Here is a 16,858-nt window from a genome sequence, read left to right as displayed (position 1 = left end):
TGAGGGTGAAGCTGCTGCCCAGGCCGAGCTCGCTGACCAGGCTCAGGCGCCCATGCATCAAGCGCGTCAGGCGCTGGCAGATCGACAGACCGAGGCCGGTGCCGCCGACCCGCCGCGCGCTGCCGCCAACCTGGTAGAAGGGCTCGAACAAGCGCCGCTGGTCTTCGCTGCCGATGCCGATGCCGCTGTCGAGCACCTGCCAGAGCAGCCACAGGCGCGCGCCCTCCCGGGTTTGCACGCGCAGGCGCAGGAGGATGCGGCCGTTGTCGGTGAACTTGATCGCGTTGCTCAGCAGGTTGCCGAGCACCTGGCGGATACGTACCGCGTCGCCGCGCGCCAGCGCCGGCAGGCGCGAGTCGATGCAGGCGAAGAGTTGCAGGCCCTTGGCCCGCGCGGCGGCGGCGAAGGTCTGCAGCACTTCCTCGGTCAGCTCCAGCGGCGAGAACTCGACCAGCTCCAGCAGCAGCTGCCCGGCCTCGATCCTGGACACATCGAGCACGTCGCTGATCAGCCGCAGGAGGATGCCCGAGGAGCGCTGGATGGTTTCCAGGTAGGCGCTCTGCTGCGCGTCCAGGCGCGTCCGCTCGAGCAGTTCGAGGGTGCCCAGCACGCCGTACAGCGGTGTGCGGATCTCGTGGCTCATGGTCGCCAGGAACACCGTCTTGGCCTGGTTGGCGGCGTCGGCCAGGCGCTTGGCGCGGGCCAGCTCGGCTTCCGCGCGCGTCCGCGCACTGATGTCGCTGAAGGCGCAGAACAGCACGTCCTCGCCCTTGTAGCGGGTCGGCGTGTAGCTCAGTTGCAGGTAACGCCCCTGGTCGCTGGCCAGCTCCTCGCAGGCCGCGCCGCCGTCTCCGCCGAAGGCCCGGGCGATCCAGCGCTCGCCGTGGCGCGCGATCATCCGGCCGCCACCCAGCCAGCGCCGCGCCTGGGGGTTCTGCAGGACCACCGAAGCGTCGAGCCGGCGCAGCACGCAGAGCGCCACCGGCGAGGCCTGGATCACCGCGCGGGAGAACGCCTCGCTTTCCCGCAGCGCGGCCAGGCGCCGTCGGGCCGGGCGGATCAGCCGGCGTTCGAAGCGCCGTTCCAGGCGCCGCAGGAGCAGCCCCACCACCAGCAGGATGGCCAGCGCCGCCAGCGGCAGCGGCCAGAGCTCGGCGAGCAGGCGGCCGAGCCCCAGGCAGTAGACCAGTTCCCAGCGCGCCGCTCCCAGGTGCTTGCGCAGCAACACGCACTGCGGCAGCAGGCCGTCGCTGGCGAAGTCGAAGCCGTCGCCCTCCCCCTGGCCACGCAGGGAGGCCAGCGCCGTTGCGCCATGCCAGTCGCCGAGCACCGGGATCCCCTGGCGGTCGAGCAACAGGTAGTCGCCGGCCTCGGGCCGGCGCAGTGCCGCGTCCAGGTCGGCGCCGCAAATCTCCAGGCCCAGCCAGTTGTCGGCGTCGCCGACGCGCTGCAGCAGGAACAGCCGCCGCTGAGGGTCGGCGGGGTCGGCCAGCCAGCGCACGCCCCCGTCCGTCCCGGCCTGGCGCAGGGCCCGCAGGACCCCGGCCGGCAGCGGCGCCTCGGGGCCGCCGGAGGCGTTCAGACGCTGCACATCGCCCGGCCCACCGGGGCCGATGAGCAGCAGTCCCAGGCGTCGCTCGCGCAGTTCGGCGAAATCCCGCGGCGACAGCAGCAGGCCCTGGCGGCCATCGCCCAGCGGCAGCAGCGCGGGGCCCGGCGTCGCGCGGGCGAGAATCAGCGTCTGCTCCAGCGCCGGCCGCGCCGCCAGCGGCAGGAGCCCGCGGCCGAGGTGTTCGAGCAGCGATTCGCGCTGGCCCAGGTAGGCCTGCGCCTCGTACATGGCCGCATTCATCGCGCGACGGCTCAGCGAAACCTGGTGGTTGAAGGCCAGGCTCAGGGCGAACGCCAGGCTGCACAACAGGCACAGCAGCAGCGCCGCGCCGAGCAGGCGCAGCAACCGCAGGGCGGCACTGGGGGTGTCGGGCACGTGCAGGAAATTCTCAAGCCTCATGGCTCAAGACTGAAGCCCGCCCCCCTACGCCACTATCAGACGATTCTCATAGTGCCCTCATGCCTCCAGCAGGCCGCTGGCGCGCTGCACGCGGCGCTCGATGGCCGCCTCCAGCACCCACTGGCCGCGCCCGGCGCTGGCCAGGCTGAACCAGCTTCGCGCGCGGGTGATGCCGGTGTAGACCAGCTCGCGGGTGAGGATCGGGTTGAGCGCGTCGGGCAGCACCAGGGCGGCGTGGGTGAACTCCGAGCCCTGGGACTTGTGCACGGTCATGGCGAACACCGTCTCCACCGCCTGCAGGCGGCTGGGCAGCACCCACTTGATGCCGCCGCGACCGTCGGCGAAGGCCACCCGCAGCGCCCAGCTGCGCTCGCCGCCCTCGTCGCGGGGCAGCGCCAGGGTGATGCCGATATCGCCATTCATCAGGCCCAGGCCGTAGTCGTTGCGCGTCACCAGCAGCGGCCGGCCGAGGTACCAGGCGCCGTGCACTTGCAGCAGGCCTTCGCCCTGCAGCAGTTCGGCGATGCGCAGGTTCAGCCCTTCCACGCCCCAGGGGCCGCGACGCAGCGCGCAGAGCACCTGGAACTGGCCGTGGGCATCGAGCACCGCCTTGGCCCAGGCGTCGAAGGTCTCTTGCGTGGCGTCCAGCCCTGGCCGTCGCGCGCGCAGCAGCTCCAGGTAGTGGCGATAGCCCAGCGGCGGCGCCACGCCGGCGCGGCCGCCGGCGTTGAGGAAGTAGCGGCCACCGCCCTCCACCACCAGCTCGCGCAGGCTGCGCGTGTCGCGGGCGTCCAGGGCCAGGCGGGCCAGGTCGGGGTAGCCGCGCTCCCAGACTTCGCGGGTGGCGGCGACGTCGCCGGCGTTGATCGCCTCGGCCAGCTGGCCGATGCCGCTGGCCGCGCTGAAGCGGTGGCTGTGGCGCAACATGGCCACCGCCTGGTCCAGCGCCAGCCCTTGCGGGTCGAGCAGCGCCGGGTCGACGCGCTCGCCGCTGACGGCTTCCAGCCAGTCGCGGGTGGCCGGGCTGTAGTGGCCTTCGCGGGCGCGGCTGCACAGCTCGCCGAGCACCGCGCCGGCTTCCACCGAGGCCAGCTGGTCCTTGTCGCCGAGCAGGATCAGCCGCGCCTTGGCCGGCAGCGCGCCGAGCAGCGCGGCCATCATTTCCAGGTCGACCATCGAGGCTTCGTCGACCACCAGCAGGTCCAGCGCCAGGGGGTTGCCGGGGTGGTGGCGGAACTGCCGGCTGTCCGGACGGCTGCCGAGCAGGCGATGCAGGGTGGTGACTTCCTTGGGCACCTGCTTGCGCACTTCCTCGCCGTTGGCGAAGGCGTCGAGGTCCAGGCGGTCCACGGCGTTGGCGATGGATTCGTTGAGCCGCGCCGCCGCCTTGCCGGTGGGCGCGGCCAGGCGGATGCGCAGCGGGCGCGCCTCGGCGCTTCCCAGGGCGAGGCTCTGCAGCAGCGCCAGGAGGCGCACCACGGTGGTGGTCTTGCCGGTGCCGGGGCCGCCGGTGACGATGCCGAAGGCGTTGCCGGCGGCCAGGGCGCAGGCGAGCTTCTGCCAGTCCGCCGGGGCGTTGGCCTGTTTCGGGAAGAGCGCGTCCAGGGCCTGGCGCAGGGCCTCGGTCGGCAGCGCCGCGCGCAGGGCCTCGCCGCGCGCCAGGCGCTGGTCGATGCCGGCGCGCACTTCGCGTTCGTACTGCCAGTAGCGGCGCAGGTACAGGCGCGAGCCGGCCAGCACCAGCGGCGTGGCGCCGGGGCCGGCGCCGACCAGGCGCGGATCGTCCAGCGCGGCGCGCCAGCCGGCCAGGTCGAGGCCGTCGAGCAGTTCGCCGGGCAGGGTCAGCGGCTCGCCTTCCAGCTCGCCGTCCGGCGGCAGCGACAGGGCGAAGCGGCTGTCGGCCAGGGTCGCCGCCAGGTCCAGGCACACGTGGCCGCGCCCCAACTGGTGGCTGGCCAGGGCCGCCGCCAGCACCAGCAGCGGCTCGGCGTCGGGCGCCTGCTCCAGCAGGAAGGCGGCGAAGGCGCGGTCCAGCTCGCGCAGCCAGCCACGGCCGGCCCACTGGCCAAGGAGTTCGAGCAGTGCTTCGCGGGTCATGCCGGCACCTCCTCGGCGTTGCGGCTGAACAGTGCGTCCAGCTCCTCCATCAGCGCCTTCGGCGGGCGTTCGTGGAACACCCCGTGCTCGCCGCCGCGCAGGAACAGGTAGAGCGCGCCGCCGATGTGGCGGTCGTAGTCGTAATCGGCCAGGCGCGCCTTGAGCAGGCGATGCAGGGCGAACAGGTAGAGCGCGTATTGCAGGTCGTAGCGATGCTCCAGCACCGCCGCGCGCACGGCCGCCGGGGTGTAGGCGGCGGCGTCGGAGCCGAGCCAGTTGGACTTGTAGTCGGCCACGTAGTAGCGCCCCTCGTGTTCGAAGACCAGGTCGATGAAGCCCTTGAGCATGCCCCCCAGCTGGGTCGGCTGCAGCGCCGGGCGCGCCTCGCCGCCCAGGGTGTGGCGGCGCACGCTGGCGTCCAGGCGCGCGCTGTCGGTGGGTTTCACGGCGAACCAGAACTCCATTTCCTTCTGGTAGCTGGCCAGGCCCGCCAGGCGCACCGGGCTCGCGTCGGCCAGGGCGAAGTCGAGGTTCAGCCAGGCCGGCAGCCATTGCGCCAGCGGATCGATCCAGCCCTCCCAGCCGCGCAGCTGGCAGCGCCGGGCGAGCAGGTCGCGCAGGGTTTCCGGTGCCTCGGCCACGGCGCCGAAGCCTTCGTCGGCGGCCCATTCCAGCAGGCCGTGGAGGAAGCTGCCGGGATTCGGCCCGCGCGGGAAGGCATGCAGGCTGCCGGCGGCCGGCGCGCTCTGCGCCAGCTCGGCCAGCGGCGCGTCGACGTCGCCCTCGCGCAGGGTCGCCTGTTCGGCGCTGATCGGCTCGGGGGCGTCGGCCTCGGGGTCGAGGGTGGCCAGCGCCGAGTAGCTGGCGATCCACCACTTCTCCGCCACCCGCCGCTGCGGCTCGCGGGCCTGGCCGAGCAGGCCGGCGCGGGTTTCGTCATAGACGCTGGCGTCCGCCTCCGGCGCCGCCTCGACATGGATGCCGGGGCAGCCGGCGGCCAGCGCCTGCAGGTTGCCCTCGAAGCCGTCCAGGGTGACGGCCGCGCCGCCGCCGAGCAGGTAGCCGAAGGCGCCCTTGTGCAGCTCCGGGCTCTTGCTGTTGCTCATCACCAGCGGCGCCACGCCCAGCCACAGGGCGTGGCGGGCGCGGGTCAGGGCCACGTAGAGCAGGCGCATGTCCTCGCTCAGGCGTTCGTCGTTGGCGCGCTTGTAGGCCTCCTCGGCCAGTTCCTTGCCGCGCGCCAGTTCGACCACCCGGCCCGCCTCGCCCTGGAAGCTCGGCGGGGTGCTGCCCTTGCCGTCCAGCTCGCGCCAGCTGCAGATGAACGGCAGCAGCACCAGCGGGTATTCCAGGCCCTTGGACTTGTGGATGGTCACCACCTTGATCAGGTCGGCGTCGCTTTCCAGGCGGAGGATTTCCTCGCTCGACGGGCTCGCCAGCTGCTCGGCCAGCACCCGCAGCAGGGCATGCTCGCCATCCAGTTCGGCGGCCTCGCGCTGCAGCCATTCGGCCAGGTGCAGCAGGTTGGTCAGGCCGCGCTCGCCGTCGGCGCGGCGCAGCAAGCGCGCCGGCAGCTCGAAGTCGGCCAGCAGGCGCCGCAGCATCGGCAGCACGCCCTGCTGCTGCCACTGGCTGCGGTAGTCGCGGAAGCGCATGAGCAGCTGTTCCCAGTAGCGCTCGTCGTTGTTCAGGCGCTCCAGGGTCTGCCAGCCCAGGCCGAGGGTGCGGGTGGCCAGGGCGACCCGCAGCAGCGCGTCGTTGCCCGGCTCGGCGCAGGCGCGCAGCCAGTGCAGCAGGTCGCCGGCCTCGGGGCTGTCGAACACCGAGTCGCGGTCGGACAGGTAGACGCTGGCCAGGCGCCGCTCGGCCAGCTGGCTGCGGATGGCCTCGGCCTCGCCACGCCCGCGCACCAGGATGGCGATGTCCGCCGGGCGCAGCGCGCGGCCCGTGCCGTCGGCGCGGTAGAGGCCGGCGCGGCCCTGCTGGGCCAGGCTCAGCCAGGTGCGGATGGCGCTGGCGGCGCGCTCGGCCAGTTGCTCGCGGTAGAGCCGGCTGCCGACCACCTGGCCGTCGTTGGCCAGGCTCCAGAAGGTCAGCGCCGGGGCTTCGGCGCCATCGATCAGCAGGCGTTCGGCGCGGCCCTTGGCGGCCACCGCCTGGAACGGCACCGGGTTGCCATCCTCACCGGCGAAGCGGAAGGCGCCGCGCGCGTGGCCTTCGGCGAAAGCGAAGCAGTGGTTCACCGCCGCCACCACGGCGTCGGTCGAGCGGTAGTTGGTGCCCAGGGTGTAGTGGCGGCCCTCGGTGGCGGCGCGGGCGCGCAGGTAGGTATGGATGTCGGCGCCGCGGAAGGCGTAGATCGCCTGCTTGGGGTCGCCGATCATGAAGAGTCCGCAGTCGCGGGGGTTGTCGGCGATCCGGTAGATGCGCTCGAAGATGCGGTACTGCAGCGGGTCGGTGTCCTGGAATTCGTCGATCAGCGCCACCGGGAACTGCTGGCGGATGCGCTCGGCCAGGTGCTCGCCGCCGGGGCCGGCCAGGGCGCGGTCGAGGCGCGCCAGCAGGTCGTCGAAGCCCAGTTCGGCGCGGCGCTGTTTCTCCGCCTCCAGCGCGCGGCTGACTTCGCTCAGGGCGTGCAGCAGCAGTTGCGGGGCGATGTCCGGCTGCGCGTCGCCAGCCTCGACCCAGGCGTCGATGGCGCCCAGCGCCGGGTGCTCGGGCACCAGGGTCTTGGCCTTCACCTTGATCCGCGTCTGGCCGAACTTGCCGAGGTTGTCCGGCGTCTCGCCGCCCAGGCTCCAGGCATCCAGGGCCTGCAGCCAGCCGTCGAAGACGGCGTCATCGTCCTTGTTGCGGTAGCTGTTGCCGTTGAGCTGCGGGCGCAGGTCGCGCAGCAGCTGGCGCAGGCCCGCGGAGTCAGCTGCCCAGGCGTCGCGGGCGCGCTGTTGCAGGTCGTCCAGGCGCGCGTAGTAGTCGCCGGTGCGTTCCAGCAGCTCGCGCAGCGAATCGGGCGCGCTCAGCGGCTGGTCGGCGTAGCGGAAGCCGGCCTCCTGTTGCGCCAGCAGCGGTTGCAGCGCACGCGCCAGGTCTTCCGGCGAGGCGTAGCAGCGCAGCACTTCCAGGGCGGCCTGCGGCGGCAGCGGGTAGAAGGTGCGGCGCCAGTAGTCGCGCACCACTTCGGCGAGCAGCTCGCTCTGGTCGGTGATCAGGTCCTGGGTGAACAGGCTGCCGCTGTCGAAAGCGTGCTCGCGGAGCATGCGGTAGCACCAGCTGTGGATGGTCGACACGGCGGCCTCGTCCATCCATTCGGCGGCGAGGCGCAGCAGGCGCGCGCAACCCGGCCAGCGTTCCTCCGGGTAGCTGGCGCGCAGCTCGACCAGCAACGGGTCGTGCGCCAGCGCCGGCTCGGCGAAGCAGGTGGCGGCCTCGCCCAGGCGCGCGCGGATGCGCTCGCGCAGCTCCTGGGTGGCGGCGTCGGTGAAGGTCACCACGAGGATTTCCGGCGGGCTCAGCGGCCGGCCGAAGGCCAGTTCGCCGCCGTGGTCGAGCACCAGGCGCAGGTACAGCAGGGCGATGGTGAAGGTCTTGCCGGTGCCGGCGCTGGCCTCGATCAGGCGGCTGCCGTGCAGGGGGAATTCCAGGGCGCGCAGTTCCCGGCTCATTGGCCTTGCTCCTCGTCGTCGCGGCGTTGCAGCAGTTGGTACAGCGGACCGTAGAGGGTCTCGGCCCAGGCGCCGAATTCGCCGCCGGCGTTCAGGCTGGCGAAGTCCGGGTAGACCCGCGCCAGCGCCGGCGAGGCCTGCGCCTCGCCGCCCAGGTTGAAGCCGCCGTCGTAGCGCTTGGCCGCTTCACGCGCGGCGCGCTCCTCATCGGTGCCGGCGCCGAGCCAGGCGAAGGCCGCCTTGGCGGCCACCGGCAGCGGCCGGCGCAGGCCTTCGAGCCAGGCGCCGATCAGGCCGTCGAGGTGCTCGCGGGCGGTCTGCGCGGCCAGCGGCGGCAGCTCCAGGGTGCCGGTCTGGCTGACCAGCAGGCTGCGCACCGGCGCGCCGCAGAGCTGCAGGCCGAGGTGACGTACCCAGGGGCGTAGCAGGCTGTGCCACTTGTAGCCGCGCCCTTCGTGCAGCTTGCCGCTGACCAGTTGCACGCTGGCCCACTGCCCCTCGGCGTTGCGCCGCAGCCCGCCGAGCCAGTCGCCCAGCTCGACGCCGCTCGCCGCGTGGCTGTGGATAAGCTCGCGCTGGCCTTCCTCGGCCTCGCGCCAGTGTTCCAGTTCGTCGCGGTAGCGTTGCAGCAGCTCGCCCAGCGGCGCGCTCAGCTCGCGGGCGGAGAAGGCACCGAAGGCCGCCAGCGGCAAGCGCCCCTCGCCCTGCAGGCGGCCCAGTTGCCGTTCGATGCGGCCCGCCAGTTCACCATCCTGCCAGTCGTTCTCGATCCACGGGCGCAGGCGCTCGCAGAGTTCGAACTGCAGTTTCCACACCTGCAGGCCGTCGAGGGCGAAGGGTTCTTCGTCGTGGCCGATCAGGTCTTCCTCGGCGAAGCGCACTTTCAGGCGCTGCTGGAAGAAGGCGTTGACCGGGTTGGCGAGGAAGTCGCCGAGCACCCGCAGGCCGATGGCGCCCTCCGGCAGCAAGGCCGGCAGCGGTGCGTCGTCCTGCTCGGCGAGTTCCTCGTCGCGGTGCACTTCGCGCCACTCGCGGGCGTAGGTGTAGAAGCCGTCCACGCCGTCGCCGAGGTTTTCGAAGTAGCGGCGGCTGAAGGGTTGCAGCGGGTGCTCGGTGGTCAGCGCGTGAAGCAGCGCCGGGCCGTCGCCGGGCTGGCCCGGCAGCGACCAGCCGGCGGCCAGGTGGTCGCGCAGCTGGCCGATCAGTACCGACGGCGGGCGCTCGCTGTTGTCGCGGATGCTCTTGCCCACCCAGCTGACATAGAACTGCTCGCGCGCCGAGAGCAGCGCTTCGAGCAGCAGGTAGCGGTCGTCCTCGCGCCGCGAGCGGTCGCCGGGGCGGTAGTCGTTGCGCATCAGGTCGAAGTCCAGCGGCGCCTGCTGGCGCGGGTAGTCGCCGTCGTTCATGCCCAGCAGGCAGACCAGGCGGAACGGGATGGCGCGCATCGGCATCAGCGTGCAGAAGCTCACCGCGCCGGCCAGGAAGCGCTGGTTCAGGCCGCCGGCGTCGAGCCCGCCGAGCCAGGCCTCGCGCACCACCGAGAGCGGCAGCGGCTCGGCGAAGGCGGCGTGGCGGCAGGTTTCCAGCCAGCGTTCGAGCAGGTTCAGCAGCTCCTGGCGGAGCAGTTCGTCGTGCTCGTCGCGGGTCAGGAAGAAGTCCTTGAGCAGTTGCTCCAGGCGCTTCGCCCATTGTTCCGGCGCGGCCGGCGTGGCCAGGCTCTCGCAGGTTTCCGCCAGGCGTTGCAGCAGGCCGGCCAGCGGGCCGAGCACGGCGGCGTCGAGGCCACCGATCTCGGCGTAGGGCTGGATACCCTGGAAGGCTTCGCCCTCACCCACCGCGAAGCCGAGCAGCATGCGCCGCAGGCCGAAGCGCCAGGTGTTGGCCTCGGCGGCGGCAGGCAGGTCGAGGGTTTCCCGCTGCTCGCCGTCCAGGCCCCAGCGCACCCCGGCGCCGTCGATCCAGCGTTGCAGCAGCGGCAGGTCGGCCTCGGCGATGCCGAAGCGCGCGCGCAGGGCGCCGACGTCCAGCAGGTCGAGGATCTCGCTCACCGCGAAGCGGCTGTCGGGCAGTTGCAGCAGGTGTTCCAGGGCCACCAGCAGCGGCTCGCGGCCGCGCTGGCCCTGGTCGGCCAAGGTGAAGGGGATGAAGCGCTTGTCGTCGCGCCCGAGCTGGCCGAACACCGCCTGGATGTGCGGGGTGTAGGCGTCGACATCGGGGAGCATGACGATGACGTCGCGCGGGCGCAGCGTCGGGTCGGCGTCGAAGCGCGCCAGCAGCTGGTCGTGCAGCACCTCGACTTCGCGCTGCGCGCTGTGGGCGACCTGGAAGCGGATCGAGCGGTCCGTCGCCGGGTCCAGCGCCGGCCAGCGCTCGCGGCTCTCGGCCAGCGGGCGCAGTTCGAGGATGTCGTCCTGCAACTGGCCGAGCAGGTGCGCCGGCGCCTCGTCGCTGAACAGGTCGATGCGTCCGCCGCTGACCTCGCCGAAGCGGTTGCGGTAGCTCTCCGGGTCGTCGTACCGGTCGAGCAGGTTGATGTAGTCGCGGCCCTGCTTGCCCCAGGCCGCCAGCAACGGCTGGGCGTACTGGTGCTGGAGGTCGTCGGCCAGCTGCAGCGGCACCCCGGGGCGGCGCTGCTGGCGACGGTACTCGTGGCGCAGCAGGTCCTTGTCGGCGACGATGTCGGCCCAGTGGTGGCGGCAGGGGTTGTGCACGCAGAGCAGCACCTGGGCGACCCGCGACAGCGCGCCCAGCGCCTCCACGGTCTGCGCCGGCATGGCCGAGATGCCGAACACCACCACGCGGCGCGGCAGGCCCTTGGGCGGCGCGTCCTCGCGCAGGCGTTCAAGGAAGCGCCGGTGCACCCCGGCGCGGCTGCCGGCCAGGCCGTCGGCGCCGACCTCGTCGAGCAGCGCCCGCCACAGCGCGGCCTGCCAGCGTTCGTCGGCGTCCAGCGGGCGCAGGCCGCCGCCGGCGGTGCGCAGTTGGTCGCGGCCCTCGCTCCAGTCTTCCAGCCAGTCGGCGCGGTAGACCTGGTACTGGTCGAACAGGTCGGCCAGGCGCTCGGCCAGCTGGTGGCGCTTGCGCAGGTCGGCGTCGTCGGCGAGGAAGCGCCGCAGGGCGTGGAATTCCTCGCGCTCGAGCAGGGTCGGCAGCAGGCGCATCAGGCGCCAGGTGAGCGGCGCCTTGTCGAGCACCGAGACTTCCGGCACCGCGTCCTTGCCCAGCGCGCCCCGGTAGGCCTGCCAGAGGAACTGCGCGGGCAACTGCACGTCCAGCGCCGCGGTGATGCCGCAGCCGCCGTCGGCGACGTCGCGGCCCAGCGCCAGCTTCAGCCACTGGGCGATACCGTTGCTCTGCACCAGGATGGTCTCGCTCTCCAGCGGCGCCAGCGGGTAGCGCGCCATCCAGGCCACCAGCAGGTCGCGCAGCGCTTCCGGGTGGTTGCCGTGGATGACCATCAGGCCGGGGCTCAGGGCTTCGCTCATGGTGTCTCCAATCGTGCGGCGCGGGGTTTCCATTGGCTGGGCATTCTAGCGGGGCACGGCGACGTTCTGTGTCGCGATCGTGCGCATGGCACCCAATCCGCCGAATCGCGGACAGAGTCCGCTCCTGCGGTTACAGGGAAGCACGGGCGTAGGAGCGGACTCCGTCCGCGATTGGATTCACCGGCCACGCCGGGCGCCCCGGTGGCACGGCCGGCGGCGGATAACCGCGAACGGTTATGCGCCCTACGATGGATGCGAATCACCCCGGCGCCAGGTACAGCTCCACCTGCTCGGCCAGCCACTCGGCGAACACCGCCACCTTGGTCCGCGTCTCCTCCCGTTGCGGCCACACCAGCCAGTAGGGATAGGCGTAGGGCGCGCGGATGTCACCCAGCTGCACCAGCTCGCCGCGCGCCATGGCGCCGGCCACCAGGCTGCGGCGTTCCACAGCCACGCCCTGGCCCAGGCGCAGCGCCTCGACCACCAGGTTGGAGTCGTTGATGGTGAACACCCCCTCGTCCGCCGGCACCGCCACGCCGGCGGCCTGGCACCACGGCAGCCAGGTCTCGAAGCCATGCACCAGCGGGCTGGCGAGGATTTCCCGCGGCGTCTTCGGCAGGCGCCCGCCGTTGAAGTGCGGGGCGCACACCGCCACCAGCTCGTCGTCGAACAGACGCTGCTGGGCCAGGCCCTCCCAGTGCCCCTGGCCGATGCGAATGGCCACGTCGGCCAGGCCCTGGCGCAGGTCGATCACCTCCAGGCTGGCGAGCAGGCGCAGGCGGTACTGCGGGTAGCGCGCGCGGAAATCCGGCAGGCGCGGCAGCAGCCATTGCTGGGCGAACGACGGCAGCACCGCGATCACCAGCTCGCCTTCACTGGGCCGCGCCCGCGCCAGCCGCGTGGCTTCGGCGATGTCGCGCAGCGCGCGGCGCACCTGCAGGGCGTACAGCCGGCCTTCCTCGCTCAGGCGCAGGCCGCGGCCCTCGCGCTGCAGCAGGGTGACCCCGAGCAGTTCCTCCAGCTGGCGCAATTGCTGGCTGACCGCCGAATGGGTGACGTGCAGCTCGGCGGCGGCCTGGGTCACGCTGCCGAGGCGGGCCACGGCCTCGAAGCTGCGCAGGGCCGACAAGGGTGGATAGGCGCTCATGTAAGCCTGGCTAACCTTTGCAGTTATTAATCATCGATTTTTTCCCGCCCGTTCAACCGCTAGATTGTGGGCCATCAGCGTAAGGACAGGGCCGCGCAGGCCCGCCACCCATGTAATTTCCAATAACAGGATGTGCCCATGCAACTGATCGGAATGCTTGACTCGCCCTACGTCCGCCGCGTGGCCATCAGCCTGCGCCTGCTGGACATCGACTTCAGCCACCGTTCGCTCTCGGTGTTCCGTCACGTCGAGGAGTTCCGCGCGATCAACCCGGTGGTCAAGGCGCCCAGCCTGGTGCTGGACGACGGCCAGGTGCTGATGGATTCGAGCCTGATCATCGAGCTGCTGGAACACCAGGCCGGGCGCAGCCTGATGCCCGCCGAACCGGCCGCGCGCATCCGCGCCACGCGCCTGCTGGGGCTGGCCATGGCGGCCAGCGAGAAGGCCGTGCAGCTGTACTACGAGCTGCAGCGCGACGAAAAGCTGCGCGACGGCGCCTGGTACGCGCGGGTCGACCAGCAATTGCGCGCCGCCTGCGCCGGCCTGGAACTGGAGCTGCTGACCCAGCCGCTGCCGCGCGACGGCCAGCTCGACCAGGCCGGGCTGAGCGCCGCCGTGGCCTGGACCTTCATCCAGCTGGTGCACGCCGAACGCGTGGCCGCCACCGACTACCCGGCGCTGCGTGGCTGGGCGGCCTACGCCGAGACCCTGGAGGCGTTCAAGGCCTTCCCGCCGGTGTGAAGCCCGACACTTCGAAATTGTTGCAGCAAACCCGCAATAATATTCATTGGAAGTGAATCGTCACGCCACCTAGGATGGCCTGCGACCGTCGCCCCCGCGACGGATCGTCGCTCCATCAACTTATTAGAGAAGCGCCCGCCCGACCGGCCCCGAGCCGGACCCGAGAAGCGCGGTGCCTGCGTGACATGCATACTTTCACTGCCCCCGTTCCCGGCGCCTCTTGCGAGGTGCCGAGATGAACTCCGCCATGCTTGCCACCTGGCTGCGGCGCCTGGCGCCCTGCGCCGGGCCCTCGTCCAACCGCGACTGGCTGCGCGCCGTGCTCGGCTGCGGCCTGGCCCTGGGCCTGTGCATGCCGTTCTGCGCCTGGCTGTTCGGCGTCGACGCGGTGCTGCGGGTCGGCCCGCCGCTGGCCGCTTCGGCATTGCTGGCCATCGCCGTACCCTCCAGCCCGCTGGCGCAACCCTGGTCGCTGCTGGGCGGCAACCTGGTGGCCGCACTGGTCGGCCTGCTGCTCGGCCACTGGCTCGGCCACGGCTGGCCACAGGCGTCGCTGGCCATGGCCGTAGCCGTGCTGCTGATGCTCGGCCTGCGCTGCCTGCACCCGCCGAGCACCGCCATGGCCTTCAGCCTGGCCCTGGGCGGGCCGCTGGTGGACCAGCAACTGCTGCACCTGCTGCTGCCGGTGGGCGTGGCCTCGCTGACCCTGATCGGTGTGGCCATGCTCTACAACAACCTGACCCGCGCGCCCTACCCGCGCAAGCTGGCGGCCCCGGCGAGCAACCCGCACCTGACCGCCGACCCGCTGCCGAGCGAGCGCCTGGGCCTGCGCAGCGACGACCTGGAAAGCGCCCTGGCCAGCGCCGGCGGCTTCGTCGACGTGACCCCGGAAGACCTCGAACGCCTACTGCTGGCCGCCGAGAAGCACGCCAGCGGACGCCTGCTGGGCGGCATCCGCGCGGCCGACATCATGTCCCGCGATATCCGCTCGGTCAGCCCGGACGCGCGCATCGAGGAAGCCTGGGGCCTGCTCGACAAGCATCACCTGAAGGCCCTGCCGGTGCTCGACCGTGGCCGCCTGGTGGGCATCCTCACCCTCAGCGACCTGTTCCGTGGCCAGCGCAAGCTGCGCTCGCCGTTCGGCCAGCGGGTCGGCAACCTGATGAGCCACCGGGTGCAGTCGCTGCGCCAGGACGCGCCCCTGGCCGAGCTGATCGAACTGCTCTCTGACCACGGCCGCCACTGCCTGCCGGTGCTCGACGGCAGCGGCGCGCTGGTCGGCATGCTCAGCCAGAGCGACCTGATCGCCGCCTTCCGCCACCTCTGGCTGCAACCCCAGGCCGACGCCGCGCTGGCGGTGGCGGTCTAAGAGCCTGTTTACGATCTCGCGAGCTAGAGCAGAACAAGGCGCAACGACCAACGGGAGTAACAGCCGAAGGCTGGCCCGAAGGGCGAGCGCAGCGAGTCAAAACAGGCGAGGGAGCGGAGTTTAGGCCGTTAAATGAGCATCGCTCGCCTGTTTTTAACGCAGTTATGCCGACGCGCAGCAGATCGTAGACAGGCTCTAGGCCTCGTACTCCCAGCGCTGCGACCAATCGATATCCTCGGCGACCACCTCACGGAGGATCGCCAGGGCGCTCTGCAGCGCCGGCGAGTCCTTCTCGCGGGAGTACACCAGGTAGGTCGGGTAGATGAACTCCGGGGCCAGCGGCACCCGTTCGAGCACCCCGGCCTGCAGGTAGCTGTGCACCACCCGCGTGCGGAAATAGCCGCTGCCGCCGCATTGCAGCAGGTGCTGCAGCGCCAGCGGACCGAGGCTGAAGCTGGTGGCGGCGTGGGCCCGCTCGGGCAGCGCGGCGTCGTGCTGGCGGCGGAATTCCGCGCCCCAGTCGATATAGATGTAGGGCTCCGGCTGCTGGGTGGAGCGCACCAAGATCAGCTTCTCCTCCAGCAACTGCTCCACCTGCATCCCCGGCCAGTAGTCCGGGCGGTAGACCAGCGCGGCGTCCAGCACGCCCAGCTCCAACTGCTTCTGCAACTGCTCGCCGCTGCCGATCTCGGCGTGCAGCGCCAGGGCCGGCATGCGTTGGCGCAGCGACACCGTCCAGGCCAGCATCAGCGGGTTGCTCAGGCTCAGCTCGGCGCCGACGTTGAGCACCTCGCGGTAGCCGACCGGCAGCGGCAGGTCGCGGCGCGCGGCGTCCCAGGTCTGCACCAGCTGGTTGGCATAGCCACGGAAGCGCTCGCCGTCGGCGGTCAGCCGGGCCCCGCTGCGGCTGCGCTGGAACAGCCGGCAGCCCAGCTGCGCCTCGAGGTTCTGCACCCGCGCGGTGACCGTGGTCTGGGTCACGTGCAGGCGCTGGGCGGCGGCGACGAAGCTGCCGCCACGGGCGATTTCGAGGAAGGTGCGCGCCAGGTCGATATCCATGGGAAGGGCTTGTGGCGAAGGATGCCGCAGTCTAGTCGAACTCCAGTTCCTCGTGGCGCTGGCGGGTGGTGCGCAGCAGCCACAGGCAGATGCCGAAACCGCCGGCGGCCAGCAGCGCCGCCACCAGGAAGATGCTGGGGTAATCCGAATGCGCGGCGATCGCGCCCATCAGCGGGCCGGCCAGGCCCAGGGCCAGGTCGAAGAACAGCGCGTAGGCGCCCAGCGCCGAACTGCGGCTGGCGGCGGGGATGCGCAGCACCGCCTCGACGCCCAGCGCCGGGTAGACCAGCGACAGCCCGGCGCCGGTCAGCGCCGTGCCGAGCAACGCGAAGCCCGGCGTCGGCGCCTGCCACAGCAGCAGCAGGCCGCCGCTCTCCACCAGCAGGCAGCACACCGCCACGCTGAAGCCGCCGAAGCGGTTGATGGTCCACGACAGCAGCAGGCGCGCGCCGACGAAGCTGATGCCGAACAGGCTCAGGCACCAGGCCGGATCGGCCCAGCCGCGGCTGCCGTAGTAGAGGGTGATGAAGGTGGCCAGGCTGCCGAAGCCGATGGAGCCCAGGGCCACGCACATACCGTAGGGGAGTATCCGCCCGAGCACCGCGAAGAAGGCCATCCGCGTGCCGGCGATGACCGGCGCCGGCGCCTTGCCGCGCGCCAGCAGCAGGCCGAGGCCGGCCAGCAGCAGGATGCCCGCGCCCAGGCTCCATAGCCCCAGGTGCGCGGCCAGGCCGACACCCAAGGGCGCGCCCAGGGCGATGCCGCCGTAGCAGACGATGCCGTTCCAGGAAATCACCCGCGCGGTGTTCTGCGCGCCGACCCGGGCGATGCCCCAGCTCGCCGTGCCGATGCCCATCAGGCCCTGGGCGAAGCCGATCAGTAGGCGGCTGGCCAGCAACAGCCCGAGGCTGACCCAGACCAGCGCCTGCAGGCTGGTGGCGGCCAGCACCAGGGCGCCGCCGGCGGCCAGGGCCAGCAGGCCATAGAGAACCGCACGCTTGGCCCCCAAGGTGTCGGTCAGGCGCCCGGCCAACGGCCGCGAGGCCAGGGTCGCGAGGTATTGCGCGCCGATCACCAGGCCGGCGGTGGTGGCGTCGAAGCCCAGGTCGTGGTGGACGAAACCGGGCAGCACCGGCAGCAGGAAGCCGATGCACAGGAACAGCAGGAAAGTGAAGCTGACGATCGAGACGATCTGCAGGGTGACGGCTAGCGGACGCTGCTCGGGAGAGCTCATGAACGGGCCTGGCGCGCGGGTAGGTCGGGGCTGGCGCCATCATTGCCCGGCGC

9 protein-coding genes are annotated in these 16,858 nt (G+C 71.9%); 2 read left to right on the top strand and 7 right to left on the bottom strand.

Annotated features, from left to right (window positions below):
* The 5 genes from P3W75_RS08535 to P3W75_RS08515 all read right to left on the bottom strand — a co-directional run.
* Window positions 1-1,987 (bottom strand): ATP-binding protein (locus P3W75_RS08535; protein ID WP_276226934.1); only part of this gene is annotated, 1,987 nt, incomplete at its 3' end.
* A gap of 81 nt (window positions 1,988-2,068) precedes the next feature.
* A complete protein-coding gene (recD, locus tag P3W75_RS08530) occupies window positions 2,069-4,108 on the bottom strand; it encodes an exodeoxyribonuclease V subunit alpha (RefSeq protein ID WP_276226933.1) in 2,040 nt (679 codons plus the stop codon).
* Window positions 4,105-7,770 carry an exodeoxyribonuclease V subunit beta gene (gene recB, locus P3W75_RS08525; RefSeq protein WP_276226932.1) on the bottom strand — a complete coding sequence of 1,222 codons (3,666 nt, stop codon included), beginning with the start codon at window positions 7,768-7,770 and terminating at the stop codon, window positions 4,105-4,107. Before recB ends, recD begins: the two co-directional genes overlap by 4 nt.
* Window positions 7,767-11,255 carry an exodeoxyribonuclease V subunit gamma gene (recC, locus tag P3W75_RS08520; protein WP_276226931.1) on the bottom strand — a complete coding sequence of 1,163 codons (3,489 nt, stop codon included), beginning with the start codon at window positions 11,253-11,255 and terminating at the stop codon, window positions 7,767-7,769. The genes recB and recC overlap by 4 nt, the downstream gene beginning before the upstream one ends.
* 259 nt (window positions 11,256-11,514) lie before the next feature.
* On the bottom strand, window positions 11,515-12,402 hold the full coding sequence (locus P3W75_RS08515; RefSeq protein WP_276226930.1) for a LysR substrate-binding domain-containing protein: 888 nt from the start codon (window positions 12,400-12,402) through the stop codon (window positions 11,515-11,517).
* 138 nt (window positions 12,403-12,540) lie between these two features.
* On the opposite strand from P3W75_RS08515, the gene P3W75_RS08510 reads away from it, so the two are divergent.
* Window positions 12,541-13,143 carry a glutathione S-transferase family protein gene (locus P3W75_RS08510; protein WP_276226929.1) on the top strand — a complete coding sequence of 201 codons (603 nt, stop codon included), beginning with the start codon at window positions 12,541-12,543 and terminating at the stop codon, window positions 13,141-13,143.
* Between the two features lie 235 nt (window positions 13,144-13,378).
* Window positions 13,379-14,512 (top strand): HPP family protein, encoded by a 1,134-nt coding sequence (locus P3W75_RS08505; protein ID WP_276226928.1) that lies wholly within the window; start codon window positions 13,379-13,381, stop codon window positions 14,510-14,512.
* A gap of 195 nt (window positions 14,513-14,707) precedes the next feature.
* Here P3W75_RS08505 and P3W75_RS08500 read toward each other — a convergent pair whose 3' ends face one another.
* Both P3W75_RS08500 and P3W75_RS08495 read right to left on the bottom strand, forming a co-directional pair.
* A complete protein-coding gene (locus P3W75_RS08500) occupies window positions 14,708-15,571 on the bottom strand; it encodes a LysR family transcriptional regulator (protein WP_276226927.1) in 864 nt (287 codons plus the stop codon).
* 31 nt (window positions 15,572-15,602) lie between these two features.
* Window positions 15,603-16,805: an MFS transporter gene (locus tag P3W75_RS08495; RefSeq protein ID WP_276226926.1), complete on the bottom strand. Its 1,203-nt coding sequence runs from the start codon at window positions 16,803-16,805 to the stop codon at window positions 15,603-15,605.
* Window positions 16,806-16,858: the final 53 nt, after the last annotated feature.

The organism is Pseudomonas citronellolis (genome assembly GCF_029335315.1).
GTDB lineage: Bacteria > Pseudomonadota > Gammaproteobacteria > Pseudomonadales > Pseudomonadaceae > Pseudomonas > Pseudomonas citronellolis_A.
The sequence above is the reverse complement of the archived record's forward strand: the minus strand, read 5'-3'. Positions and strand labels throughout refer to the sequence as shown.

Coding starts and splice junctions, on each gene's coding strand:
- P3W75_RS08495 (WP_276226926.1), bottom strand. CDS start 16,805: ATGAGCTCTCCCGAGCAGCGTCCGCTAGCCGTCACCCTGCAGATCGTC.
- P3W75_RS08505 (WP_276226928.1), top strand. CDS start 13,379: ATGAACTCCGCCATGCTTGCCACCTGGCTGCGGCGCCTGGCGCCCTGC.
- P3W75_RS08500 (WP_276226927.1), bottom strand. CDS start 15,571: ATGGATATCGACCTGGCGCGCACCTTCCTCGAAATCGCCCGTGGCGGC.
- recC (WP_276226931.1), bottom strand. CDS start 11,255: ATGAGCGAAGCCCTGAGCCCCGGCCTGATGGTCATCCACGGCAACCAC.
- recD (WP_276226933.1), bottom strand. CDS start 4,108: ATGACCCGCGAAGCACTGCTCGAACTCCTTGGCCAGTGGGCCGGCCGT.
- P3W75_RS08515 (WP_276226930.1), bottom strand. CDS start 12,402: ATGAGCGCCTATCCACCCTTGTCGGCCCTGCGCAGCTTCGAGGCCGTG.
- P3W75_RS08510 (WP_276226929.1), top strand. CDS start 12,541: ATGCAACTGATCGGAATGCTTGACTCGCCCTACGTCCGCCGCGTGGCC.
- recB (WP_276226932.1), bottom strand. CDS start 7,770: ATGAGCCGGGAACTGCGCGCCCTGGAATTCCCCCTGCACGGCAGCCGC.